Origin of the sequence: Burkholderia lata, from assembly GCF_000012945.1 — a bacterium.
Lineage (GTDB): Bacteria > Pseudomonadota > Gammaproteobacteria > Burkholderiales > Burkholderiaceae > Burkholderia > Burkholderia lata.
On sequence record NC_007511.1, the window covers coordinates 679492 to 701680 of the forward strand.

Genomic DNA, 22189 nt, shown 5'->3' on the forward strand with positions numbered 1-22189 from the left:
AGGAAATCGAGGAATCAAGAAGATGGAGACGAACGAACATTTCCCGCTGCTCGACGCCACGCGCGCGTTTCTCGCGAAGCCGAAGAAGATGCTGATCGGTGCCGAGTGGAGCGATGCGGCGTCGGGACGCCAGCTCGACGTCGTGAACCCGGCCGACGGCACCGTGCTCGCGCGTGTGCCCGAAGCGGACGCGCACGACGTGCAGCAGGCCGTCGCTGCCGCGCGGCGCGCCTTCGACGCGGGGCCGTGGCGCACCGCGAAGACCACCGACCGCGAGCGCCTGCTGCTGACGCTCGCCGACCTGATCGAAGCGAATGCACGCGAGCTGGCCGAGATCGAGTCGCTCGACAACGGCAAGCCCGTGATGGTGGCACAGGGCCTCGATGTCGCGATGGCCGCACAGTGCTTCCGCTACATGGCCGGCTGGGCGACGAAGATCGAAGGCAGCGTGATCGACGCCGGCATGCCATACATGCCGGACAGCGAGATCTTCACCTATACGCGCAAGGAACCCGTCGGCGTGGTCGGTGCGATCATTCCGTGGAATTTCCCGCTGCTGATGGCCGCGTGGAAGCTTGCGCCCGCGCTGGCCACGGGCTGCACCGTCGTGTTGAAGCCCGCGGAAGATACGCCGCTCAGCGCGTTGCGACTCGGCGAGCTGATTCGGGAGGCCGGCTTTCCTGACGGCGTCGTCAATATCGTCACCGGCTACGGTCACACGGCCGGCGCCGCGCTGTCGAGCGATCCGCGCATCGACAAGATCGCGTTCACGGGTTCCACGCAGACGGGCAAGACGATCGGCCACGCGGCGCTCGACAACATGACGCGCATGTCGCTCGAACTCGGCGGCAAGTCGCCGGTGATCGTGCTGCCCGACGTCGATCCCGACAAGGCCGCCCTGGGCGTGGCGAACGCGATCTTCTTCAACCAGGGGCAGGTGTGCACGGCCGGGTCGCGCGCGTACATTCATGCGAAGGTGTTCGACGATGTGATCGAGCGCGTCGCGAAGATCGCCGCGAGCCTGAAGATCGGCCCGGGGATGGACCCGTCGACGCAGATCGGCCCGCTCGTGTCGGCGAAGCAGCGCCAGCGCGTGTGCGGCTATATCGACTCGGGCTTCGGCGAGGGGGCGCGTGCTGCCGCAGGCGGCCGCGCGGTCGACGGCCCCGGCTTCTTCGTCGAACCGACCGTGCTGGTCGATACGACGCAGGCGATGCGCGTCGTGCGCGAGGAGATCTTCGGGCCGGTGCTCGTTGCGATGCCGTTCGACGACGTCGACACGGCCGTGCAGCTCGCCAACGACACGCCTTACGGTCTCGGCGCGAGCATCTGGTCGAACGACTTGTCCGCGATCCACAAGCTGATCCCGCGCATCGCGGCCGGCACCGTGTGGGTCAACTGCCACTCGCTGCTCGACAACGCGATGCCGTTCGGCGGGATGAAGCAGTCGGGTTTCGGTCGCGAACTCGGCCGCGCGGTGATCGACCAGTACACGGAAAGCAAGTCGGTGATGATGAACTACGCGTGAGCGTAGCGGCGGGTGCGTGCGTTGCCGGCGGTTCGGCAATGCGCGCGCATTCGGCAGCGATCCGGGGCATCGTCACGCACGAACCAGCACCACCCCGAGAATGAGGCACGCCGCGCCGGCCAGGCGGATCGGGCTGGCCGAATGCTGCTGGATGCCGAGCACGCCGAAGTGATCGAACACGAGCGCGCCGGTCATCTGCCCGACGACGATCAGCGCCAACGTGGTCGCGGCGCCCAGTCGCGGCACCATCAGGATCGCGATGCCGACGAATACCGCGCCGAAAACCCCACCGGTCCAGCTGAACCACGATCCGGCACCGGTGACGGTACCGCTCAGGCGCGGATGCGGGGACAGGAGCGCGACGGCGAGCATCGCGGCCAGGCCGACGAGGTAGCTGACCGACCCGGCCCACCACGGCGAGCCGAGCTGCGCACGGAGATTGGCGTTGAGCACCTGTTGCAACGCCACGCTGACGCCGGCGGCAACAACCAGCAGATAGGACAGGAGAGTAGTCACGAAACGGGAGGCTCCGGCGAGGTGGCCGTGACGACGGGTCCGGCACGGCAGGCTTCCATTCTGGGAAGTGCGACGGTATAACGCAAATATCAAATCGGGCGCTTATCCATCTCTTTTCGGCATGCCATCCCTGAGGCAAATCCAGTATTTCCTGACCGTGGCCGATCTCGGCGGCTTCACGCCGGCCGCGAGCGCGCTCCACGTCGCGCAGTCGGCGCTCAGCCGGCAGATCGGTCAACTGGAAGACGAATTGGAGTTCCGGCTGTTCGACCGGGAGCCGAGAGGCGTACGGCTCACGCCGGCCGGCGCGATCTATCGCGATCGCGTGGCGTCGATTCCGGCGACCCTGACCGCCGCGGCCGACGAGGGCGCGCAGTTGTCGCGCGGCGAAGCGGGCGTATTGCGGCTCCTGCATTCGAGCACCGTTCCCGTCGGCAGCCTGATGCCGGTGCTCGAGCGCTTCATGAGCGCGTGTCCGGGCGCGCGGATCGATCTCGACCGCGCGTCGTCCGAGGATCAGGTGCTGGAGATCGCGAACGGCAACGCCGATATCGGGATCGTTCGTCTGCCGGTGCTGCGCCGCGATCCGCGCGTGCGCTTCGTCGAGCTCGCGGCCGAGCGATTGTGCGTGGCGGTGCCGGCCGGTCATCCGCTCGCGTGCCGCAAGCGCACGACGATCTCGCGGCTGCGGCACGAGCCGTTCGTATCGGCCGTGTATCGGGAGCGGGGCGGATTGGCGCGCGTCGTGATCGACCTTTGCCTGACGCGTGGATTCGTGCCGGCGAGCGCCCGGATCGTGTCGCCGAAGACGTCGATGCTGAATCTCGTCGCAGCCGGGCTGGGCGTCGCGATCGTGCCGGAACGGATGGCGAGTCTCGGGATCGACGGAGTCGTCTTCGTGCCGATTTCGGATGAAGACGCGAAGTCGGTGTGCGCGCTGGTGTTGCCGGTCGAGCCGACGGCGCTGGCCGAGGCGTTCGTGCGGATTGTCGCGGAATAAAAAAAAACGCCAACCCGCCATGAACGGGTTGGCGTTTCGCCTGGAGATGACCGGTATCAGAACTGGTTCATCGTGTTGTCCTTGCCTGCTGCCTTCAGCGCTGCGTCGCCGCTGAAGTATTCCTTGTGATCGTCACCGATGTCCGAACCGGACATGTTCTGGTGCTTCACGCAGGCGATACCCTGGCGGATTTCCTTGCGCTGCACGCCGGCCACGTAGCCCAGCATGCCCTGGTCGCCGAAGTATTCCTTGGCCAGGTTGTCGGTCGACAGCGCGGCGGTGTGGTACGTCGGCAGCGTGATCAGGTGATGGAAGATGCCTGCTTCACGCGCTGCGTCGGCCTGGAACGTACGGATCTTCTCGTCGGCCAGCTTGGCCAGTTCCGTCTCGTCGTATTCCACGCTCATCAGCTGCGCACGGTCGTAGGCCGACACGTCCTTGCCCTCGGCCTTCAGCGCGTCGTACGCCTGCTGACGGAAGTTCAGCGTCCAGTTGAACGACGGGCTGTTGTTGTACACCAGCTTCGCGTTCGGGATGACCTTGCGGATCTCGCTGACCATGCCGCCGATCTGTGCGATGTGCGGTTTTTCGGTTTCGATCCACAGCAGGTCGGCGCCGTTCTGCAGCGACGTGATGCAGTCGAGCACGCAGCGCGCTTCGCCCGTGCCGGCGCGGAACTGGAACAGGTTGCTCGGCAGGCGCTTCGGACGCAGCAGCTTGCCGTCGCGCTTGATGACGACGTCACCGTTGCCCAGTTGGTCGGCCGACAGTTCTTCGCAATCGAGGAACGCGTTGTACTGGTCGCCCAGGTCGCCCGGCGTGCTGGTCACGGCGATCTGCTTGGTCAGGCCGGCGCCGAGCGAGTCGGTACGGGCCACGATGATGCCGTCGTCCACGCCCAGTTCCAGGAACGCGTAGCGGATCGCGCGGATCTTCGCGAGGAAGTCCTCGTGCGGCACGGTGACCTTGCCGTCCTGGTGGCCGCACTGCTTCTCGTCGGACACCTGGTTTTCGATCTGGATGCAGCATGCGCCTGCTTCGATGAATTGCTTGGCCAGCAGGTACGTGGCTTCCGCGTTGCCGAAACCGGCGTCGATGTCGGCGATGATCGGCACGACGTGCGTGACGTGGTTGTCGATCTTGTCCTGGATTGCTGCCTTCGCCGTGGCGTCCTTGGCGGCGTCGAGCTCGCGGAACAGGCCGCCCAGTTCACGGGCGTCGGCCTGGCGCAGGAACGTGTACAGCTCGCGGATCAGCGCGCTGACCGAGGTCTTTTCGTGCATCGACTGGTCCGGCAGCGGGCCGAACTCGGAACGCAGCGCAGCGACCATCCAGCCGGACAGGTACAGGTAGCGGCGTTCGGTGCTGTTGAAGTGCTTCTTGATGGAGATCATCTTCTGCTGGCCGATGAAGCCGTGCCAGCAACCCAGCGACTGCGTGTACTTGGCCGGGTCGGCGTCGTAGGCGGCCATGTCGGCGCGCATGATCTTCGCGGTGTACTTGGCGATGTCCAGGCCCGTCTTGAACTTGTTCTGGGCACGCATGCGGGCAGCGTACTCGGGGCTGATCGCATTCCACGCGCTGCCGTGGTTTTCTTTCAAACCGGCAACTGCCTTGATGTCGTCTTGATACTGGGCCATGTCAATCTCCTGGGAGCAAAGCGCGTTTGAGTAACTGGTTGAGCGTGCCCGCTACGTCTGTCGAAGCGAACTGCATGGGATAAATAGTAACGCCGCCCGTCGAGCTTTTGGCGATGTCTTATATAAGACATAAGACATTATTTTTGCTTGATTTTCAATGGGTTACGTAGTGATTTTTGCAATGCAAAACAAGTTTTCAAGCGACGAAAAGGCATCGGCGCGGGAATTCGACGTGGATTCCACAATACGAAACGCCCTTTCGGCTGCTGGAGGCCGGGCCAGCTTCACATGTGCCCGTGACACCCGTTCGTCGGGGCGGCGCGAGTAGCGCGGGAACGAAGCCGCCCCGGCACGCCGTTTGGTCCAGGCGGAATCGAAAGCATCGCGCCGCGCGTGGACAATCTGAACCCATCGGAAATGTGCGTGAAATCCCCGCCCACCAAGCCTCTCAAGAAACCTAGTGGTTTCCACTCATAGTCGCAAATAGTCAAGAACAGGTCGCCGCCGGTCTTCTCGCGACCAATATGGCTCGTTACTTTTACTCCCACGATGCAGGCCGGGCACACCCCGCGCGCCGGCTGCCGCGAGTCCAACCGGGAGAAAACGAACCATGAAGTCGACGAAGATCGCCGCGCTTGCCGCGGCCGTGCTGGCGACCGGCGCGTTCACGCACACGGCGCTTGCCGAAACGGATGCCGCGACCTGCCGCACCGTGCGTTTCGCGGATATCGGCTGGACCGACATCACGTCGACCACGGCGCTCGCGTCGACCGTGTTCGAAGCGCTCGGCTACAAGCCGACCACGACGATCGCGTCGGTGCCGATCTCGTTCGCCGGCCTGAAGAGCAAGCAGCTCGACGTGTCGCTCGGCTACTGGTGGCCCGTGCAGCAGAAGCAGCTCCAGCCGTTCCTCGACAACAAGTCGATCAACGTCGTCGAACCGCCGAACCTGTCGGGCGCGAAGGCGACGCTCGCGGTGCCGAGCTACGAATACCAGGCCGGCCTGAAGACCTTCGAGGACATCGCGAAGCACCGCGCGGAGCTCGACGGCAAGATCTACGGGATCGAGCCGGGCAGCAGCGCGAACGCGACGATCCAGAAGATGATCGACACGAACCAGTACGGGCTCGGCGGCTTCAAGCTCGTCGAATCGAGCGAGGCCGGGATGCTGGTGACGGTCGAACGTGCGATCCGCGAGAAGAAGTGGGTTGTCTTCCTGGGCTGGGAACCGCATCCGATGAACATCCAGCTGAGCATGAACTATCTCTCCGGCGGCGACGCGTCGTTCGGGCCGAACTACGGCGAAGCGCGCGTGTACACGCTCACGGCGCCCGACTTCATTTCACGTTGCCCGAACGCGGGCAAGCTCGTCACGAACCTGCGCTTCTCGACGCAGCTCGAGAACCAGCTGATGCAGTCGGTGATGAACAAGACGAAGCCGGCCGATGCCGCGAAGGCGTACCTGAAGAAGAACCCGCAGGTGCTCGATCCGTGGCTCGCGGGCGTCAAGACGTTCGACGGCAAGGACGGGCTGCCGGCCGTGAAGGCGTATCTCGGCCTGTGACGGCTTGCGCGCCGCACCCGGCGCGCCCCGACGAAACATCCGCATTGCGACACAACCCGATTCAAGCGAGGCAACCAGCATGAACCACGAAGTCATCATCACCTGCGCCGTCACCGGTGCGGGCGATACGGTCGGCAAGCATCCGGCGATTCCGGTCACGCCGAAGGAGATCGCGGCCGCCGCGATCGAGGCCGCGAAGGCCGGCGCGACGGTGGCGCACTGCCACGTGCGCGATCCGCAGACGGGGCGCGGCAGCCGCGACCCGAACCTGTACCGCGAAGTGGTCGACCGCATCCGCTCGGCCGACGTCGACGTGATCATCAACCTGACGGCCGGCATGGGCGGCGATCTCGAGATCGGTCCGGGCGAGGACCCGATGCGTTTCGGCAAGGGCACCGACCTGGTTGGCGGCCTCACGCGGCTCGCGCACGTCGAGGAACTGCTGCCCGAGATCTGCACGCTCGACTGCGGCACGCTGAATTTCGGCGACGGCGACTACATCTACGTGTCGACGCCCGCGCAGCTGCGCGCCGGCGCGAAGCGCATCCAGGAACTCGGCGTGAAGCCGGAGCTGGAGATCTTCGACACGGGCCATCTGTGGTTCGCGAAGCAGTTGCTGAAGGAAGGGCTGCTCGACGATCCGCCGCTGTTCCAGCTGTGCCTCGGCATTCCGTGGGGCGCACCGGCCGACACGGGCACGATGAAGGCGATGGTCGACAACCTGCCGCCGGGCGCGCACTGGGCCGGCTTCGGGATCGGCCGCATGCAGATGCCGATGGTCGCGCAGGCGATGCTGCTCGGCGGCCACGTGCGGGTCGGCCTCGAAGACAACATCTGGCTCGATCGCGGCGTGCATGCGACCAACGGCACGCTCGTCGAGCGCGCGAGAGAAGTCATCGAACGGCTTGGCGGTCGCGTGCTGACGCCGGCCGAAGGCCGCCGCAAGCTCGGCTTGCCCGCACGCGGCGAGCGTCTGCTCGAACGCCGTGCTGTCGCCGAATTCGCGTGAGTGGTTCCCCTGACTGATTGATACGACGCGGCGGCGCGCACGGGCGCGGCCGCCCACCGATTTCCCCTGATTTGAAGGATGCGTTGACATGGCTGTGAAGACCGACATCAAGACGTTCGCCGCCATCGGCACCGGCGTGATCGGCAGCGGATGGATTTCCCGCGCGCTCGCGCACGGTCTCGACGTGGTCGTCTGGGATCCCGCGCCGGGCGCGGAAGAGCGGCTGCGCGCGAACGTCGCGAACGCGTGGCCCGCGCTCGAGCGCGTCGGCCTCGCGCCGGGCGCCGATCCCGCGCGGCTGCGTTTTGTCTCGACGATCGAGGCATGCGTCGCCGACGCGGATTTCATCCAGGAAAGCGCGCCCGAGCGCGAGGCGCTGAAGCTCGAACTGCACGAGCAGATCAGCCGCGCGGCGAAGCCCGACGCGATCATCGCGTCGTCGACGTCGGGCCTGTTGCCGACGGATTTCTACGCACGGGCGACGCATCCGGAGCGCTGCGTGGTCGGCCATCCGTTCAATCCCGTCTACCTGCTGCCGCTCGTTGAAGTGCTCGGCGGCGCGCGCACGTCGCCGGAAGCGGTCGAAGGCGCGATGGAGATCTATCGCAAGCTCGGCATGCGGCCGCTGCACGTGCGCAAGGAAGTGCCGGGCTTCATCGCCGATCGGCTGCTCGAAGCGTTGTGGCGCGAGGCGCTGCACCTCGTCAACGAAGGCGTCGCGACGACCGGCGAGATCGACGATGCGATCCGCTTCGGCGCGGGCATCCGCTGGTCGTTCATGGGCACGTTCCTGACCTACACGCTCGCGGGCGGCGACGCAGGCATGCGACACTTCATGCAGCAGTTCGGCCCCGCGCTCGAATTGCCGTGGACGAAGCTGGTCGCGCCGACGTTGACCGATGCGCTGATCGACAGCGTCGTCGAAGGCACGACCGAACAGCAGGGCACGCGCAGCATCAAGGAACTCGAACGCTATCGCGACGAGTGCATCACCGAGGTGCTGAAGTCGATCGCCGCGGTGAAGGCGCGGCACGGGATGCGATTCGAAGACTGAGGACGAGAGACGATGACCGGCGATACCCCGCTGACGATTTACCGCGACGTCGTGCGGCCCGAATGGGTCGACTACAACGGCCACCTGCGCGATGCGTTCTATTTGCTGATCTTCAGCTTTGCGACCGATGCGCTGCTGGATCGTATCGGCCTCGACGACGCCGCGCGTCGCGAGCGGGGCCGCTCGGTCTACACGCTCGAAGCGCATGTGAATTACCTGCACGAGATCAAGGAGGGCACGCCGGTGCGTGTCGATGCGCGCGTGCTCGCGCACGACGCAAAGCGGGTGCACCTGTATCTCGAGATGTTCGCCGGCGGGCATGACGATGCGGTATCGGCGAGCGAGCAGATGCTGCTGCACGTCGATATGCGCGACGGTGCGAAATCGACACCCTTCGACGACGACGTGGCCGCCCGCGTGGCCGAGCTGCATGCATTGCAGCGCGATTGCGTGGCACCCGCGTATGCGGGCCGCGTGATCGGGCTGCCGCCGCGCCGTTAGCCGGCACGAACCTTCAACCACGGAGCGCACACGATGCTTGAACCGGAAATCGCGGCGTTCGTTGCAGCCGTCGACGCGTGGTATCCGGCCGACGCGGCCGCGCGCTCGCCCGGCGAGCAGCGCCGCCTGTACGACCGCTTCGCGGCCGAATGGACCCCGGCCGCGCTGCCTGCCGGCATCGTGCAGCAGGACGCCGTGTGGCATGCGCCCGATGGCCACAAGATCGCGCTGCGGCGCTACACGTCCGCGCACGGCACGCCGCGCGGCACGGTGCTGTTCTTTCATGGCGGCGGCTTCGTCGTCGGCTCGCTCGACAGTCATGCGCTGATCACCGCGCAGCTGGCGGCCGATACGGGGCTCGACGTGATCGCGGTCGACTATCGGCTCGCGCCCGAGCATCGTGCGCCTGCCGCGCTGGAAGATTGCCTGGATGTCACGCGTGCCGCGCGCGACGCACGCTGGCCGTTCGGGCCGTGCGTGCACCCACTGACGCTCGCGGGCGACAGCGCGGGCGGCATGCTCGCGGCAGCCGTAGTCACCGCGTTGCGCGATGCGGGCGAAGGCGGTATCGACGGCATCGCGCTCGTCTATCCAATGCTCGGATTCGAGCCTCAGTCGCCCGCGCGCGAAACGGAAGCGCACGCGCCGATGCTGACGCTCGACGATGTCCATCGCTATCGCGCGCTGTATTGGGAAGGCGGCCTGTCCGATGCGCTGGGAGACGGCAACCCGTTGCTGCACGCGTCGGTACCGCTCGCGGCGTCGCGTTTCGACGGCCTGCCGCCCGTGCTCGCGATCGGCGCGGAACACGATCCGCTGCGCGACGATGCGCGCGTGTACGTCGAACGGATTCGCGCGGCCCGCGGTGTCGCGCACTACTGGATGGGAGAGGGGCTGGTGCACGGCTGCTGGCGCGCGCTCGGAACGAGCCCGCAGGCGGCGCTGATGCACCGGACGGTCGGCGGGTTTCTGCTCGCACCACACGCGTAGCGGGCGTTTCCGGGAGGCAACGATGCAGGCAGCGCAACACCGTATCGAGGACTGGCGGACGTTTTCGGCCGACGCGGCCATTGCGGCGGCGACGATTGGCGATGGTGCGGTGGACGTCGAGTGGAGCGATACGCGACGATCGCCGTTTCATTTCGACTGGCTGCGCGACAACTGCGCGTGTGCCGCGTGCGTGCATGCCGTCACGCGTGAACAGGTGTTCGAGATCGCCGACGCGCGTGAGGATCTCTCCGCGCTCACCGTGCACGTCGAAGCCGACGGCGCGCTGCATGTCGAGTGGAACGACGGGCACCGCAGCGCGTGGTCGCCGGGGTGGTTGCGCGCGCATGCGTACGACGATGCGTCGCGCGCGGAGCGTCAGGGCGCGTACGGGCGGCACGTATGGGCCGGTGACGATGCGACGGCCATCGGCGTGTTCGCGTGGCGCGACGTGATGGAGGACGACCGCGCATTGCTCGCGTGGCTCGCCGCATTGCAACGCACGGGGCTGACGCTCGTCGAAGGCGTGCCGGCCGAGCGCGGCCGTGTCGACGAGATCGCGCGCCGCATCGGCCTGATCCGCGAGAGCAATTTCGGCGTGCTGTTCGACGTCGAATCGAAGCCGCGCCCGGACAGCAACGCGTATACGTCGCTGAACCTGCCGCCGCATACCGACTTGCCGACCCGCGAGTTGCAGCCGGGCGTGCAGTTCCTGCATTGCCTCGCGAATGACGCGACCGGCGGCGACAGCGTGTTCCTCGACGGCTTCGCGCTGGCGGATGCGCTGCGGCGCGAGCATCCGGCCGACTTTGAACAACTCACGTCGACGCCGTTCGAGTTCTGGAACAAGAGTGCGAACAGCGACTACCGCTGCTCGGCGCCGGTGATCGGGCTCGATGCGCGCGGCAACGTGACCGAGGTGCGCGTTGCGAACTTCCTGCGCGGGCCGCTCGATGCGCCGGCCGGCTCGGTCGCGGCCGTTTATCGTGCGTACCGGCGGTTCCTCGCGTTGGCGCGCGAGCCGCGCTTTCGCGTGCAGCGCCGGCTGCGGGCGGGCGACATGTGGGCGTTCGACAACCGGCGCGTGCTGCATGCGCGCACCGAGTTCGATCCGTCTACCGGCCGCCGGCACCTGCAGGGCTGCTACATCGATCGCGACGAACTGCTGTCGCGGTGGCGCGTGTTGTCGCGATCGGCGCCTGCGGCGGCTGTATCGCGCTGACGGTAGCGCCCGGCTTCACCATGCCCGCACGCCTACCTCGCAGATGAAAAAGCGCCCGGACGCCAGGCGCCCGGGCGAAGCCACCCGTTGCCGGGCGGCGGAGGTATGCGTTTCATAAAAAAGGACGAGCCCCGCAAGGGGGCTCGTCCGGACTTTCGTGCTTCATCGCGCGACGCGCGGCGCCCGCCGAGGGCGCATCGGCTTACTGGCCGAAGAAGATCGAGTCGCGAGCGTTCGACGACGCAGCCGGGGCGCCCGAGTGGACGACCGGAGCCGGCTGTGCGCCGTAGCCGCTGGTGTCGGCACCATGAACACGCGCTTCGGCGCTCTGGATGTCGTTCGGGTAGTACGGGCTCGACAGGCCCGGCTTGTAGCCGGCTTGTTCGAGCTGAACCAGTTCGCTGCGCACTTGAGCGCGGGTCACGGTGCTTTGGGCGAATGCGCCAAACGAAGCGGACAGGGCGGCAGCGGCAACGACTGCGGAAATGAGCGATTTCATGATGACCTCCGGTGTTTTATTGAGTTCGCTCTCGACACCATGTCTTAAGCGATTGACTAAATCTTAGTCACCGGAGTGTCGAGGGTAAACGCTGATTTTGACGATAAATTGTTTCCTGGGTGGTAACAGTGGGGCGTCGAATCAGTCTTTCATCTGGCTTTCTTTTCGGAAGTTGCAATAAGTCTGAGGAATGTTGCGGGAGGTGCTGCGTGCTTCAGCGCACCTCGGCCGCCGTGTCGAACGGCCGGCCGGGCGAGCGTCCCGCTGGCGCGCCCGAGCTGAGGAAGCGCACGCCCGTCGCTGCTTCCGAGGCTTCCCACAGCAGTGCCGCCGAGGCCACGTCGCGCGCTGCACGCGGAACGCTCGCGGGCGCCGGCAACCCGCGCGACTCGAACAACCCGGAGGGCCCGATGTAAGCGCCGCCAGCAAGATCGGGCGAGGTTGCCGCATGAATCGCGGGCAGCGCGCCCTGGTCGGCAGGCTGCGCGAGATAACGGTTCGCGGCGCGCATCAGCGCGGCACGGGCGGGCGAGCTGTCCATCGCCGGGCCCGCGAACTGCAGGTTGGTCGCCGCGTAGCCGGGGTGCGCGGCCACGCTGATTCCGGCAAACGCCGCGCGCTCGAAACGGCGCTGCAGTTCGATTGCGAACACGAGATTCGCGAGCTTGCTGTCGCAATAGGCGAGATAACGGTTGTAGCGATGCTCGGCACGCAGGTCGTCGACGCGGATCCGGCCGCCGCGGTTGAGACCGCTCGACATCGTCACGACACGCGCGCGGCGCGCGGCGCGCAGCGCGGGCAGCAGATGGCCGGTCAGTGCGAAATGGCCGAGGTGGTTGGTGCCGAACTGCATCTCGAAGCCGTCGTGCGTATGGCGCAGCGGCAGGAACATCACGCCGGCGTTGTTGCAGAGGATGTCGACGCGGCCATGGCGTTCGGCCACATCGGCCGCGAAGCGTGCGATCGACGCAAGATCGGCGAGGTCGAGCGGGTCGACTTCGACGCGGGCATCCGGATGGAGCCGGCGGATCGCGTCGGCCGCCTGTGCGGCGCGGGCTGCGTCGCGGCAGCCCATCACGACCGTCGCGCCTTTCGCGGCCAGCGTTTCCGCCAGTTGCCAGCCGAGCCCGCTGTTGGCGCCGGTCACGACCGCGACCTTGCCGCCTTGCGCCGGGACGTGGCGCGCGCTCCATGCATGCATGTCTGCCTCCATCGGCGCGACCAATCGGCCGCGGCACTAATCATTACATTGAGTGGTGTAACGATAGTGCCCGCCGGCGTGGCAGACAAGCGGGGGAATTAGACCGGCGCTTCTAGGGCCGGCACATCGTGGGGTGCCGCGTGCCGTGGCGCGCGGCCGGCAGGATTTACCTGCCGCCGGCCAGCGCGAGCACTTCGGCGGCGGAGATCATCGCGGCTGCGTTCGCGGGTGCCGGGCGTTCGGCCGGGCGGAAGACTTCGTCGCCGCGATGGATCACTTGGCGCGACAGCGCGCAGGTGCCGGTGCGTTGTGCGAAGCGGCGGCGCCAGCGCTGTTCACCGTAGTGACAGCGGCCGGGTTCGACCCAGCGGACGACGAGCAGCGTATCGGAACGTTCGAGGATTTCGACGTGAACGTCGGCGGGATCGAGCGCAGGCAGGGATTTGGGGGCCTTCATTTTGCCGTTTCCTAAAGCTCGTGCGGTTTCGGCCTTGGCAGTGGATGTCACTACCCGATGGCGAATCCGTAGCGGTTTCCATGAGTGGTGCGCTAAATGTAAGCGTCTGTGACCGGAAAAAACATCCTGTCTGGCTCAAATTACCTTTTGCCGATTTAGAAACAATCCACGCTTATTTTCTTGGAAAGCACAGACAAAAACGCCCCGGACGCAACGTCCGGGGCGGGAAATCGGCCTGCGCGCCGTGTCTGCTCGCCCAGTCACGGAGCCCATCGCCGGGGGACGGAGGTGCCCGCAGGGATCGAACGCGGGCGGGGTGGCGATGGACCGGAAGCGCAGTCCGGTACGCCATGATGGCGCGCGCATCCCGTTGAGACCCTGACGTGAACATGACTTTTTCGTCAGTTTGGCGTGGCGCCGCGCCAGGCATCTGCGAAAAAATCGACCGGAAGGCGCGCAGCTATTGGCTTTGTCCTAATCCCGGGGCGTGCCCCGAGCGCGCTCGAACCTCGAATCTTTGCTCAACCGCCCGATTTTCTCACTCGGGTAAATACCGAATCCCGATTCCGTGACAAACGCGGCATCACTTCCTATGATTGGTTGGACCTTTAGTCCTTTGTGCCAATCGGCCGACGGCTGGCCGGCTATTTCGGGAGACGTGCTCATGAGATTGCAGGGCAAACGCGCGCTGGTGACGGCGGCCGGGCAGGGCATCGGCCGCGCGACCGCGCTGCGGTTCGCGCGCGAGGGCGCCGACGTGCTGGCGACCGATATCAACGAAGCCGCGCTCGTGCGGCTGGAGGCCGACGCCGAACGCGCGGGCGGCCGGCTGACCACGCGGCGGCTCGACGTGACCGATGCGCAGGACGTCGCGGCGCTCGCCGCGAGCGAGCGTGCGTTCGGCGTGCTGTTCAACTGCGCGGGCTTCGTGCACCACGGCTCGATCCTCGACTGCGACGACGACGCCTGGGCGTTCTCGCTGAACCTGAACGTCACGTCGATGTACCGGCTGATCCGCGCGCTGCTGCCTGCGATGCTCGAAGCCGGCGGCGCATCGATCATCAACATGGCGTCGGCCGCGTCGAGCGTGAAGGGCGTGCCGAACCGCTTCGTCTACGGCACGACCAAGGCGGCCGTGATCGGGCTGACCAAGGCGGTGGCCGCCGATTTCGTCGAGCGGGGCATCCGCTGCAACGCGATCTGCCCGGGCACGATCGAATCGCCGTCGCTGGAGCAACGGATCGCGGACCAGGCGCGTACGCGCCACGTGTCGACCGACGAGGTGCGCCAGGCTTTTGTCGCGCGCCAGCCGATCGGCCGCATCGGCAGCGCGGAAGAAGTGGCCGCGCTCGCGCTGTACCTCGCATCCGACGAAGCGTCGTTCACGACCGGCGCGATCCACCTGATCGATGGCGGCTGGTCGAACTGACCAAGCCTTCCCCTTTACTTTCCGTTTCCGCTCAAGACGACATGAAACTGCTGAGATTTGGCGACAAACACCATGAAAAGCCCGGCCTGCTCGATGCGAACGGCCACATTCGCGACCTGTCCGGCGTGATCGACGACATCGCCGGCGATGTGCTGACGCCGGCGTCGCTCGCACGGCTGCGCGACATTCCGCCGTCGTCGCTGCCGCTCGTCGAAGGCACGCCGCGGCTCGGCGCGTGCGTCGGCCGCGTCGGCAAGTTCATCTGCATCGGGCTCAACTATTCCGACCACGCGGCCGAATCGGGGATGGAAGTGCCGAAGGAGCCCGTCGTGTTCGGCAAGTGGACGAGCGCGATCTCGGGGCCGAACGACGACGTCGAAATTCCGCGCGGCTCGGAGAAGACCGACTGGGAAGTCGAACTCGGCGTAGTGATCGGCCAGGGCGGCCGCTATATCGCGGAAGCCGACGCGCTGTCGCACGTCGCCGGCTACTGCGTCGTGAACGACGTGTCGGAGCGCGAATTCCAGCTCGAACGCGGCGGCACGTGGGACAAGGGCAAGGGCAACGACACGTTCGGGCCGCTCGGCCCGTGGCTCGTGACGGCCGACGACGTGCCCGATCCGCATGCGCTGCGGCTGTGGCTCGACGTCGACGGTCATCGCTACCAGAACGGCACGACCGCGACGATGGTGTTCCGCGTGCCGCACCTGATCAGCTACCTGAGCCGCTTCATGAGCCTGCAGCCGGGCGACGTGATCTCGACCGGCACGCCGCCGGGTGTCGGTCTCGGGCAGAAACCGCCCGTCTATCTGCGCGCCGGGCAGGTGATCACGCTCGGCATCGACGGGCTCGGCGAGCAACGCCAGCGCACCGTGCAGGCCTGATTTCCTTTCGCGGACGATTCGTCATGCCTATCATTCGATCGATGCGCGTCCTCGACGTGCGCTTCCCGACCTCGCGCCAGCTCGACGGCTCCGATGCGATGAATCCGGACCCCGATTATTCGGCGGCCTACGTCGTGCTCGAAACCGACCGCGACGGGCTCGAAGGTCACGGGCTCACGTTCACCATCGGGCGCGGCAACGAGATCTGCTGCGCGGCGATCGACGCGATGCGTCACCTCGTCGTCGGCCTCGACCTCGACTGGATTCGCGCCGACATGGGCCGCTTCTGGCGGCACGTCACGTCGGACAGCCAGTTGCGCTGGATCGGCCCCGACAAGGGCGCGATCCATCTGGCGACGGGGGCCGTCGTCAACGCGGTATGGGATCTGTGGGCGAAAGCCGAGCGCAAGCCGCTGTGGCGGCTCGTGGCCGACATGAGCCCCGAGGAACTGGTGCGCGCGATCGACTTCCGCTACCTGACCGACTGCCTGACGCCGGACGAAGCGCTCGACCTGTTGCGCCGGCAAGTGCCCGGCAAGGCCGAGCGGATCGCACTGCTCGAGCGCGACGGCTACCCGTGCTACACGACGTCGGCCGGCTGGCTCGGCTACAGCGACGACAAGCTGCGGCGGCTGTGCCGCGAAGCGGTCGAAGCGGGGTTCGAGTACGTGAAGCTGAAAGTCGGCGCTAACCTGGAAGACGACATCCGCCGCGTGACGATCGCGCGCGAGGTGATCGGTCCGGACCGCAAGCTGATGATCGACGCGAACCAGGTGTGGGAAGTGGACGAAGCGATCGACTGGGTGCGCGAGCTGGCGTTCGCGCGGCCGTGGTTCATCGAGGAGCCGACGAGCCCCGACGACGTCGAAGGGCATCGCAAGATCCGCGAGGCGATCGCACCGGTGCAGGTCGCGACCGGCGAGATGTGCCAGAACCGCGTGCTGTTCAAGCAGTTCATCGCGCGCGGCGCGATCGACGTCGTGCAGATCGATGCGTGCCGGCTCGGCGGCGTGAACGAGATTCTCGCGGTGATGCTGATGGCCGCGAAGTACGGGCTGCCGGTGTGCCCGCATGCGGGCGGCGTCGGGTTGTGCGAGTACGTGCAGCATCTGTCGATGATCGACTACATCTGCATTGCCGGCACGAAGGAAGGGCGCGTAACCGAGTACGTCGATCACCTGCACGAGCATTTCGTCGAACCGTGCGTCGTGCGCGGCGCGGCGTACATGCCGCCGACGGCGCCCGGTTTCTCGATCGAGATGAAGCCCGGATCGCTGGAGCAGTACCGGTTCCGCGGCTGACACGCGTTGAGCGTGCCGACAACATGAACGACGGAGACGCGAAGTGGATTTGAATCTGCAACACAAGGTCGTGATCGTGACCGGCGGCGCGTCGGGCATCGGCGCCGCGATCTCGATGCGGCTGGCCGAAGAAGGCGCGATTCCGGTGGTGTTCGCGCGCCACGCGCCCGACGATGCGTTCTGGCGCGCACTCGTGCAGAAGCAGCCGCGTGCCGCCTGCATCTCTGTCGAGTTGCAGGACGATGCGCAATGCCGCGATGCGGTTGCGGAAACCATCGCGCGTTTCGGCCGCCTCGACGGCCTCGTCAACAACGCGGGCGTCAACGACAGCATCGGGCTCGATGCAGGGCGCGACGCGTTTGTCGCGTCGCTCGAACGCAACCTGATCCATTACTACGTGATGGCGCACTACTGCGTGCCGCACTTGAAGGCGACGCGCGGCGCGATCGTCAACCTGTCGTCGAAGACGGCCGTGACCGGGCAGGGCAATACGAGCGGTTATTGCGCATCGAAGGGCGCACAGCTCGCGTTGACACGCGAATGGGCCGTCGCGTTGCGTGACGATGGCGTGCGCGTGAACGCGGTGATCCCGGCCGAAGTGATGACGCCGCTGTACCGGAGATGGCTCGACAGTTTCGACGACCCCGACGCGAAGCTGGCCGGCATCGCCGGCAAGGTGCCGCTCGGCAAACGCTTCACGACGGCCGACGAAATTGCCGATACGGCCGTATTCCTGTTGTCGGAACGCGCATCGCACACGACGGGCCAGTGGCTGTTCGTCGACGGCGGCTATACGCATCTCGACCGTGCGATCAGCTAAGGGCGGCGATCCATGCAACCCGACCTGACTCCGAACCCCGCGCCGCCGCTGATCGCATTGACCGGTATCGGCAAGCGCTTCCCCGGCGTACAGGCGCTCGACGATTGCCATTTCGACCTGCGTGCCGGCGAAGTGCATGCGCTGATGGGCGAGAACGGCGCCGGCAAGTCGACACTGATGAAGATCCTGGCGGGCGTCTACCAGCGCGACGACGGCGAGATCCGGATGGACGGCCGTGCAGTGGAAATCGCCGATCCGCGCGCCGCGCAGGCGCTCGGGATCGGCATCATCCATCAGGAACTGAACCTGATGAACCACCTGAGCGTCGCGCAGAACATCTTCATCGGCCGCGAGCCGCGCGGCCGCTTCGGCGTGTTCGTCGACGAAGCGGCACTCAACCGCGACGCGGCCGCGATCTTCGCGCGGATGCGGCTCGATCTCGACCCGCGTACACCGGTCGGACAGCTCACGGTGGCGAAGCAGCAGATGGTCGAGATCGCGAAGGCGCTGTCGTTCGACTCGCGCGTGCTGATCATGGACGAACCGACCGCCGCGCTCAACAACGCGGAGATAGCCGAGCTGTTCCGCATCATCGGCGACCTGCGCGCACACGGTGTCGGCATCGTCTACATCTCGCACAAGATGGACGAGCTGCGCCAGATCGCCGATCGCGTGACCGTGATGCGCGACGGCAAGTATGTCGCGACCGTGCCGATGGCGGACACGTCGATGGACGCGATCATCGCGATGATGGTCGGCCGCCAGCTCGCCACCGAATTCCGCACGCCGCCCGATACGTCCGCGAACGACGTCGCGCTCGAAGTGCGCGGGCTGTCGCGCGGCCGTGCGATTCGCGATGTCGGCTTCACGCTGCGGCGCGGCGAGATCCTCGGCTTCGCGGGGCTGATGGGCGCGGGCCGCACCGAGGTCGCGCGAGCGGTGTTCGGTGCGGACCCGGTCGACGCGGGCGAGATCCGCGTGCATGGCAAGACCGTGTCGATCCGCTCGCCGGCCGACGCGGTGAGGCACGGCATCGGCTACCTGTCCGAGGATCGCAAGCACTTCGGGCTCGCGGTCGGGATGGACGTGCAGAACAACATCGCGTTGTCGAGCATGCGCCGCTTCGTGCGCCGCGGCTTGTTCCTCGACGCGCGTGCGCTGCGCGACACCGCGCAATCGTACGTGCGGCAGCTCGCGATCCGCACGCCGTCGGTGACGCAGCCGGCGCGGCTGCTGTCGGGCGGCAACCAGCAGAAGATCGTGATCGCGAAGTGGCTGCTGCGCGACTGCGACATCCTGTTCTTCGACGAACCGACGCGCGGCATCGACGTCGGCGCGAAAAGCGAGATCTACAAGCTGCTCGACGCGCTCGCCGCCGACGGCAAGGCGATCGTGATGATCTCGTCGGAGCTGCCCGAAGTGCTGCGCATGAGCCACCGGATTCTCGTGATGTGCGAAGGGCGCGTGACCGGCGAATTGCGCGCGGCCGACGCCACGCAGGAAAAGATCATGCAGCTCGCGACGCAGCGCGAGTCGACCGTATTGTCCTGATTCAACCCCTACGATCATGTCCAACGATACGCATCCCGTTCCGCCTCTCGCGCCCGGCGACACGCCGGCCGCGGCAGCGAGCCTGAAAGCCCGCTTCTTCAACCCGGCCGCGCGCCAGAAGCTGCTCGCGTTCGCGAGCCTCGTGCTGCTGATCGTGTTCTTCAGCATCGCGTCGCCGAACTTCCTCGAAGTCGACAACCTCGTCGCGATCCTGCAGGCCACCGCGGTGAACGGCGTGCTGGCCGTCGCCTGTACCTACGTGATCATCACGTCGGGCATCGACCTGTCGGTCGGCACGCTGATGACGTTCTGCGCGGTGATGGCCGGCGTCGTGCTGACGAAATGGGGCATGCCGCTGCCGATCGGGATCCTGGCCGCGCTGTTCTTCGGTGCGCTGTCGGGCAGCGTATCGGGCTTCGTGATCGCAAAGATGAAGGTGCCGCCGTTCATCGCGACGCTCGGCATGATGATGCTGCTCAAGGGGCTGTCGCTCGTGATCTCGGGCACGCGGCCGATCTACTTCAACGACACGCCAGGCTTCACGTCGATCGCGCAGGATTCGCTGATCGGCAACCTGATTCCCGCGCTGCCGATTCCGAACGCGGTGCTGATCCTGTTCCTCGTCGCGATCGGCGCATCGATCGTGCTGAACCGCACGATCTTCGGCCGCTATACGTTCGCGCTCGGCAGCAACGAGGAAGCGCTGCGGCTGTCGGGCGTGAACGTCGATGCGTGGAAGATCGCGGTCTACACGTTCAGCGGCGCGGTGTGCGGGATTGCCGGGCTGCTGATCGCATCGCGGCTGAATTCCGCGCAGCCCGCGCTCGGGCAGGGCTACGAACTCGACGCGATAGCGGCCGTCGTGATCGGCGGCACGTCGCTGTCGGGCGGCGCGGGCAGCATCGTCGGCACGATCATCGGCGCGTTCATCATGAGCGTGCTGACGAACGGCCTGCGCATCATGTCGGTCGCGCAGGAATGGCAGACGGTCGTGACGGGCGTGATCATCATCCTCGCCGTCTACGTCGATATCCTGCGCCGGCGGCGCCGCTGACGCACGCATTCACGCAGGCTTGTGCTTCATCGCCGGTTCCGGCCGGCGTCCCAGTCGTTCCAGTCGATACGAAAAAAGGAGACGCGAAGTGATCAGGAGCAAGGTGTTGAACGCGATCGTCGGGCTGACGTTCGCCGTCGGCGTCACGGCCGGCGCGCAGGCGCAGGAAACCTACATCCCGCTGATCTCGAAGGGCTTCCAGCATCAGTTCTGGCAGGCCGTGAAAGCGGGCGCGATGCAGGCCGCGAAGGACTACAAGGTGAAGGTGACGTTCGAAGGGCCCGAAACCGAGGCGATGGTCGACAAGCAGATCGACATGCTGTCGGCCGCGATCGCGAAGAAGCCGGCCGCGCTCGGCTTCGCGGCGCTCGACAGCAAGGCCGCGCTGCCGCTGCTGAAGAAGGCGCAGGCCGAGAAGATCCCGGTGATCGCGTTCGACTCGGGCGTGGACAGCGACATCCCGGTGACGACGGCCGCGACCAACAACAAGGCCGCCGCGTCGCTCGCCGCCGACAAGCTCGCGGCGCTGATCGGCGACGAAGGCGAGGTGGCCGTGGTCGCGCACGACCAGACGAGCCGCACCGGCATCGATCGCCGCGACGGCTTCCTCGAACGAATGAAGTCGGCGCACCCGAAGGTGCAGGTCGTGACGGTTCAGTACGGCGAAGGCGACCAGTTGAAGTCGACCGAGGTGACGAAGTCGATCCTGCAGGCGTATCCGAAGCTGAAGGGGCTGTTCGGCACCAACGAAGGCTCGGCGATCGGCGTGGTCAACGGCGTGCGCGAGATGAAGCGCAAGGTCGTGATCGTCGGGTACGATTCCGGCAAGCAGCAGAAGGACGCGATCCGCAGCGGGCTGATGGCCGGCGCGATCACGCAGAACCCGATCGGGATCGGCTACAAGACGGTCGAGGCAGCCGTGAAGGCGATCAAGGGCGAAAAGCTGCCGAAGGTTATCGATACCGGTTTCTATTGGTACGACAAGACCAATATCGACGATCCGAAGATCGCGGCGGTGTTGTACGACTGAACGTTGCGTCGAGCGGCGGTGGCGCGTGCCGCCGTCGTGGCGACCGGACACGAGGGCATCATGGGCGCAGTGCGTATCGATTCCCATCAGCACTTCTGGCGCTATCGCGCCGCCGACTATCCGTGGATCGGCGCCGGGATGGGGGTGCTGGCGCGCGACTACCTGCCCGACGCGCTGTGGCCGCTGATGCACGCGCAGGCGATCGGCGCGTCGATCGCGGTGCAGGCGCGCGCCGGGCGCGACGAGACGGCGTTCCTGCTCGATCTCGCGCGCGACGATGCGCGCATCGCGGCGGTGGTCGGCTGGGAGGATCTCGCCGCGCCGCAGCTCGCCGATCGCGTTGCCGAATGGCGCAGCCCGAAGCTGCGCGGCTTCCGTCACCAGGTGCAGGACGAAGCCGATGCAGGCGCGTTCGTCGCGGCGCCGGATTTCAATCGCGGCATCGCGTGGCTGCAGGCGAACGGGTACGTGTACGACGTGCTCGCGTTCGAGCACCAGTTGCGGGACATGTGGACATTTTGTGCGCGGCACGACGCGCACTGGCTCGTGCTCGATCACGTCGGCAAGCCGGCACTCGCCGACTTCGAGCGCGACGACACGGCGCTGGCGCGCTGGCGCGCCGCGTTGCGCGAGCTGGGCGCGCTGCCCCATGTCGCGTGCAAGCTGTCGGGGCTCGTGACCGAGGCCGACTGGAAGCGCGGCTTGCGCGGGAAGGACGTCCGGCATATCGAGCAGTGTCTCGACGCGGCGCTCGACGCGTTCGGCCCGCAGCGGCTGATGTTCGGGTCGGACTGGCCCGTGTGCCTGCTGGCCGCGTCGTATGACGAAGTCGCGTCGATCATCGAGCGCTGGGCCGAATCGCGGCTGTCGGCGGCCGAGCGCAACGCGCTGTGGGGCGGTACCGCCGCGCGGTGTTACGGGGTGCCGACGTGAGCGTGCGGG

The 22189-nt window shown here is 66.5% G+C and carries 21 protein-coding genes; 16 read left to right on the forward strand and 5 right to left on the reverse strand.

Annotated features, from left to right (window positions below):
* The first annotated feature begins 22 nt into the window (after positions 1 to 22).
* Positions 23 to 1528 carry an aldehyde dehydrogenase family protein gene (locus BCEP18194_RS25825; protein WP_011354215.1) on the forward strand — a complete coding sequence of 502 codons (1506 nt, stop codon included), beginning with the start codon at positions 23 to 25 and terminating at the stop codon, positions 1526 to 1528.
* A gap of 72 nt (positions 1529 to 1600) precedes the next feature.
* On the opposite strand, the gene BCEP18194_RS25830 is transcribed toward BCEP18194_RS25825, so the two are convergent.
* Positions 1601 to 2044: a DMT family transporter gene (locus BCEP18194_RS25830; protein ID WP_011354216.1), complete on the reverse strand. Its 444-nt coding sequence runs from the start codon at positions 2042 to 2044 to the stop codon at positions 1601 to 1603.
* 121 nt (positions 2045 to 2165) lie between these two features.
* Here BCEP18194_RS25830 and BCEP18194_RS25835 point away from each other — a divergent pair, with 121 nt between their 5' ends.
* Positions 2166 to 3044, forward strand: a complete 879-nt coding sequence (locus BCEP18194_RS25835; protein WP_011354217.1) for a LysR family transcriptional regulator — start codon at positions 2166 to 2168, stop codon at positions 3042 to 3044.
* A gap of 56 nt (positions 3045 to 3100) precedes the next feature.
* Here BCEP18194_RS25835 and BCEP18194_RS25840 read toward each other — a convergent pair whose 3' ends face one another.
* Positions 3101 to 4684, reverse strand: coding sequence for an isocitrate lyase (locus BCEP18194_RS25840; protein ID WP_011354218.1), 1584 nt, complete (start codon positions 4682 to 4684; stop codon positions 3101 to 3103).
* A gap of 610 nt (positions 4685 to 5294) precedes the next feature.
* Here BCEP18194_RS25840 and BCEP18194_RS25845 point away from each other — a divergent pair.
* The 6 genes from BCEP18194_RS25845 (at position 5295) to BCEP18194_RS25870 (ending at position 11021) form a co-directional block, all read left to right on the forward strand.
* Entirely contained in the window at positions 5295 to 6248 is a 954-nt protein-coding gene (locus BCEP18194_RS25845; RefSeq protein WP_011354219.1) for a choline ABC transporter substrate-binding protein, read from the forward strand.
* Between the two features lie 79 nt (positions 6249 to 6327).
* On the forward strand, positions 6328 to 7257 hold the full coding sequence (locus BCEP18194_RS25850; protein WP_011354220.1) for a 3-keto-5-aminohexanoate cleavage protein: 930 nt from the start codon (positions 6328 to 6330) through the stop codon (positions 7255 to 7257).
* Positions 7258 to 7345: 88 nt separating this feature from the next.
* The gene (locus BCEP18194_RS25855) at positions 7346 to 8311 is read left to right on the forward strand and encodes an L-carnitine dehydrogenase (RefSeq protein ID WP_011354221.1); all 966 of its coding nucleotides are present in this window, start codon (positions 7346 to 7348) and stop codon (positions 8309 to 8311) included.
* A gap of 12 nt (positions 8312 to 8323) precedes the next feature.
* Positions 8324 to 8812: a thioesterase family protein gene (locus BCEP18194_RS25860; protein WP_011354222.1), complete on the forward strand. Its 489-nt coding sequence runs from the start codon at positions 8324 to 8326 to the stop codon at positions 8810 to 8812.
* A 33-nt stretch (positions 8813 to 8845) separates the two neighbouring features.
* The gene (locus BCEP18194_RS25865; RefSeq protein WP_011354223.1) at positions 8846 to 9802 is read left to right on the forward strand and encodes an alpha/beta hydrolase; all 957 of its coding nucleotides are present in this window, start codon (positions 8846 to 8848) and stop codon (positions 9800 to 9802) included.
* 22 nt (positions 9803 to 9824) lie between these two features.
* Positions 9825 to 11021, forward strand: coding sequence for a TauD/TfdA family dioxygenase (locus tag BCEP18194_RS25870; RefSeq protein WP_011354224.1), 1197 nt, complete (start codon positions 9825 to 9827; stop codon positions 11019 to 11021).
* 202 nt (positions 11022 to 11223) lie between these two features.
* Here the strand turns inward: BCEP18194_RS25870 and BCEP18194_RS25875 are convergent, their stop codons facing one another.
* From BCEP18194_RS25875 to BCEP18194_RS25885, 3 genes are all read right to left on the reverse strand, one after another.
* On the reverse strand, positions 11224 to 11520 hold the full coding sequence (locus tag BCEP18194_RS25875; protein WP_011354225.1) for a DUF4148 domain-containing protein: 297 nt from the start codon (positions 11518 to 11520) through the stop codon (positions 11224 to 11226).
* Between the two features lie 214 nt (positions 11521 to 11734).
* On the reverse strand, positions 11735 to 12721 hold the full coding sequence (locus BCEP18194_RS25880) for an oxidoreductase (RefSeq protein ID WP_011354226.1): 987 nt from the start codon (positions 12719 to 12721) through the stop codon (positions 11735 to 11737).
* A gap of 166 nt (positions 12722 to 12887) precedes the next feature.
* Positions 12888 to 13178 carry a DUF3331 domain-containing protein gene (locus BCEP18194_RS25885; protein WP_011354227.1) on the reverse strand — a complete coding sequence of 97 codons (291 nt, stop codon included), beginning with the start codon at positions 13176 to 13178 and terminating at the stop codon, positions 12888 to 12890.
* Between the two features lie 664 nt (positions 13179 to 13842).
* On the opposite strand from BCEP18194_RS25885, the gene BCEP18194_RS25890 reads away from it, so the two are divergent.
* From BCEP18194_RS25890 to BCEP18194_RS25925, 8 genes are all read left to right on the forward strand, one after another.
* Positions 13843 to 14607: an SDR family oxidoreductase gene (locus BCEP18194_RS25890; protein WP_011354228.1), complete on the forward strand. Its 765-nt coding sequence runs from the start codon at positions 13843 to 13845 to the stop codon at positions 14605 to 14607.
* A gap of 41 nt (positions 14608 to 14648) precedes the next feature.
* Positions 14649 to 15491, forward strand: coding sequence for an ureidoglycolate lyase (locus tag BCEP18194_RS25895; RefSeq protein ID WP_011354229.1), 843 nt, complete (start codon positions 14649 to 14651; stop codon positions 15489 to 15491).
* 23 nt (positions 15492 to 15514) lie between these two features.
* The gene (locus BCEP18194_RS25900; protein ID WP_011354230.1) at positions 15515 to 16792 is read left to right on the forward strand and encodes an L-fuconate dehydratase; all 1278 of its coding nucleotides are present in this window, start codon (positions 15515 to 15517) and stop codon (positions 16790 to 16792) included.
* Between the two features lie 43 nt (positions 16793 to 16835).
* Positions 16836 to 17612, forward strand: coding sequence for an SDR family oxidoreductase (locus BCEP18194_RS25905; RefSeq protein ID WP_011354231.1), 777 nt, complete (start codon positions 16836 to 16838; stop codon positions 17610 to 17612).
* A 12-nt stretch (positions 17613 to 17624) separates the two neighbouring features.
* Entirely contained in the window at positions 17625 to 19163 is a 1539-nt protein-coding gene (locus BCEP18194_RS25910; RefSeq protein WP_011354232.1) for a sugar ABC transporter ATP-binding protein, read from the forward strand.
* Positions 19164 to 19179: 16 nt separating this feature from the next.
* The gene (locus BCEP18194_RS25915; RefSeq protein WP_011354233.1) at positions 19180 to 20217 is read left to right on the forward strand and encodes an ABC transporter permease; all 1038 of its coding nucleotides are present in this window, start codon (positions 19180 to 19182) and stop codon (positions 20215 to 20217) included.
* An 88-nt stretch (positions 20218 to 20305) separates the two neighbouring features.
* A complete protein-coding gene (locus BCEP18194_RS25920) occupies positions 20306 to 21247 on the forward strand; it encodes an ABC transporter substrate-binding protein (protein WP_011354234.1) in 942 nt (313 codons plus the stop codon).
* A gap of 60 nt (positions 21248 to 21307) precedes the next feature.
* Complete coding sequence (locus tag BCEP18194_RS25925; protein ID WP_011354235.1) at positions 21308 to 22180, forward strand: amidohydrolase family protein; 873 nt, start codon at positions 21308 to 21310, stop codon at positions 22178 to 22180.
* The last annotated feature ends 9 nt before the right edge of the window (positions 22181 to 22189 follow it).

What these genes read in the sequence shown, in the direction of transcription:
- BCEP18194_RS25855 (WP_011354221.1), top strand. Translation starts at nt 7,346, where the DNA reads ATGGCTGTGAAGACCGACATCAAGACGTTCGCCGCCATCGGCACCGGC.
- BCEP18194_RS25845 (WP_011354219.1), top strand. Translation starts at nt 5,295, where the DNA reads ATGAAGTCGACGAAGATCGCCGCGCTTGCCGCGGCCGTGCTGGCGACC.
- BCEP18194_RS25925 (WP_011354235.1), top strand. Translation starts at nt 21,308, where the DNA reads ATGGGCGCAGTGCGTATCGATTCCCATCAGCACTTCTGGCGCTATCGC.
- BCEP18194_RS25885 (WP_011354227.1), bottom strand. Translation starts at nt 13,178, where the DNA reads ATGAAGGCCCCCAAATCCCTGCCTGCGCTCGATCCCGCCGACGTTCAC.
- BCEP18194_RS25875 (WP_011354225.1), bottom strand. Translation starts at nt 11,520, where the DNA reads ATGAAATCGCTCATTTCCGCAGTCGTTGCCGCTGCCGCCCTGTCCGCT.
- BCEP18194_RS25840 (WP_011354218.1), bottom strand. Translation starts at nt 4,684, where the DNA reads ATGGCCCAGTATCAAGACGACATCAAGGCAGTTGCCGGTTTGAAAGAA.
- BCEP18194_RS25900 (WP_011354230.1), top strand. Translation starts at nt 15,515, where the DNA reads ATGCCTATCATTCGATCGATGCGCGTCCTCGACGTGCGCTTCCCGACC.
- BCEP18194_RS25915 (WP_011354233.1), top strand. Translation starts at nt 19,180, where the DNA reads ATGTCCAACGATACGCATCCCGTTCCGCCTCTCGCGCCCGGCGACACG.
- BCEP18194_RS25825 (WP_011354215.1), top strand. Translation starts at nt 23, where the DNA reads ATGGAGACGAACGAACATTTCCCGCTGCTCGACGCCACGCGCGCGTTT.
- BCEP18194_RS25865 (WP_011354223.1), top strand. Translation starts at nt 8,846, where the DNA reads ATGCTTGAACCGGAAATCGCGGCGTTCGTTGCAGCCGTCGACGCGTGG.
- BCEP18194_RS25850 (WP_011354220.1), top strand. Translation starts at nt 6,328, where the DNA reads ATGAACCACGAAGTCATCATCACCTGCGCCGTCACCGGTGCGGGCGAT.
- BCEP18194_RS25910 (WP_011354232.1), top strand. Translation starts at nt 17,625, where the DNA reads ATGCAACCCGACCTGACTCCGAACCCCGCGCCGCCGCTGATCGCATTG.
- BCEP18194_RS25870 (WP_011354224.1), top strand. Translation starts at nt 9,825, where the DNA reads ATGCAGGCAGCGCAACACCGTATCGAGGACTGGCGGACGTTTTCGGCC.
- BCEP18194_RS25895 (WP_011354229.1), top strand. Translation starts at nt 14,649, where the DNA reads ATGAAACTGCTGAGATTTGGCGACAAACACCATGAAAAGCCCGGCCTG.
- BCEP18194_RS25890 (WP_011354228.1), top strand. Translation starts at nt 13,843, where the DNA reads ATGAGATTGCAGGGCAAACGCGCGCTGGTGACGGCGGCCGGGCAGGGC.
- BCEP18194_RS25860 (WP_011354222.1), top strand. Translation starts at nt 8,324, where the DNA reads ATGACCGGCGATACCCCGCTGACGATTTACCGCGACGTCGTGCGGCCC.
- BCEP18194_RS25880 (WP_011354226.1), bottom strand. Translation starts at nt 12,721, where the DNA reads ATGCATGCATGGAGCGCGCGCCACGTCCCGGCGCAAGGCGGCAAGGTC.
- BCEP18194_RS25835 (WP_011354217.1), top strand. Translation starts at nt 2,166, where the DNA reads ATGCCATCCCTGAGGCAAATCCAGTATTTCCTGACCGTGGCCGATCTC.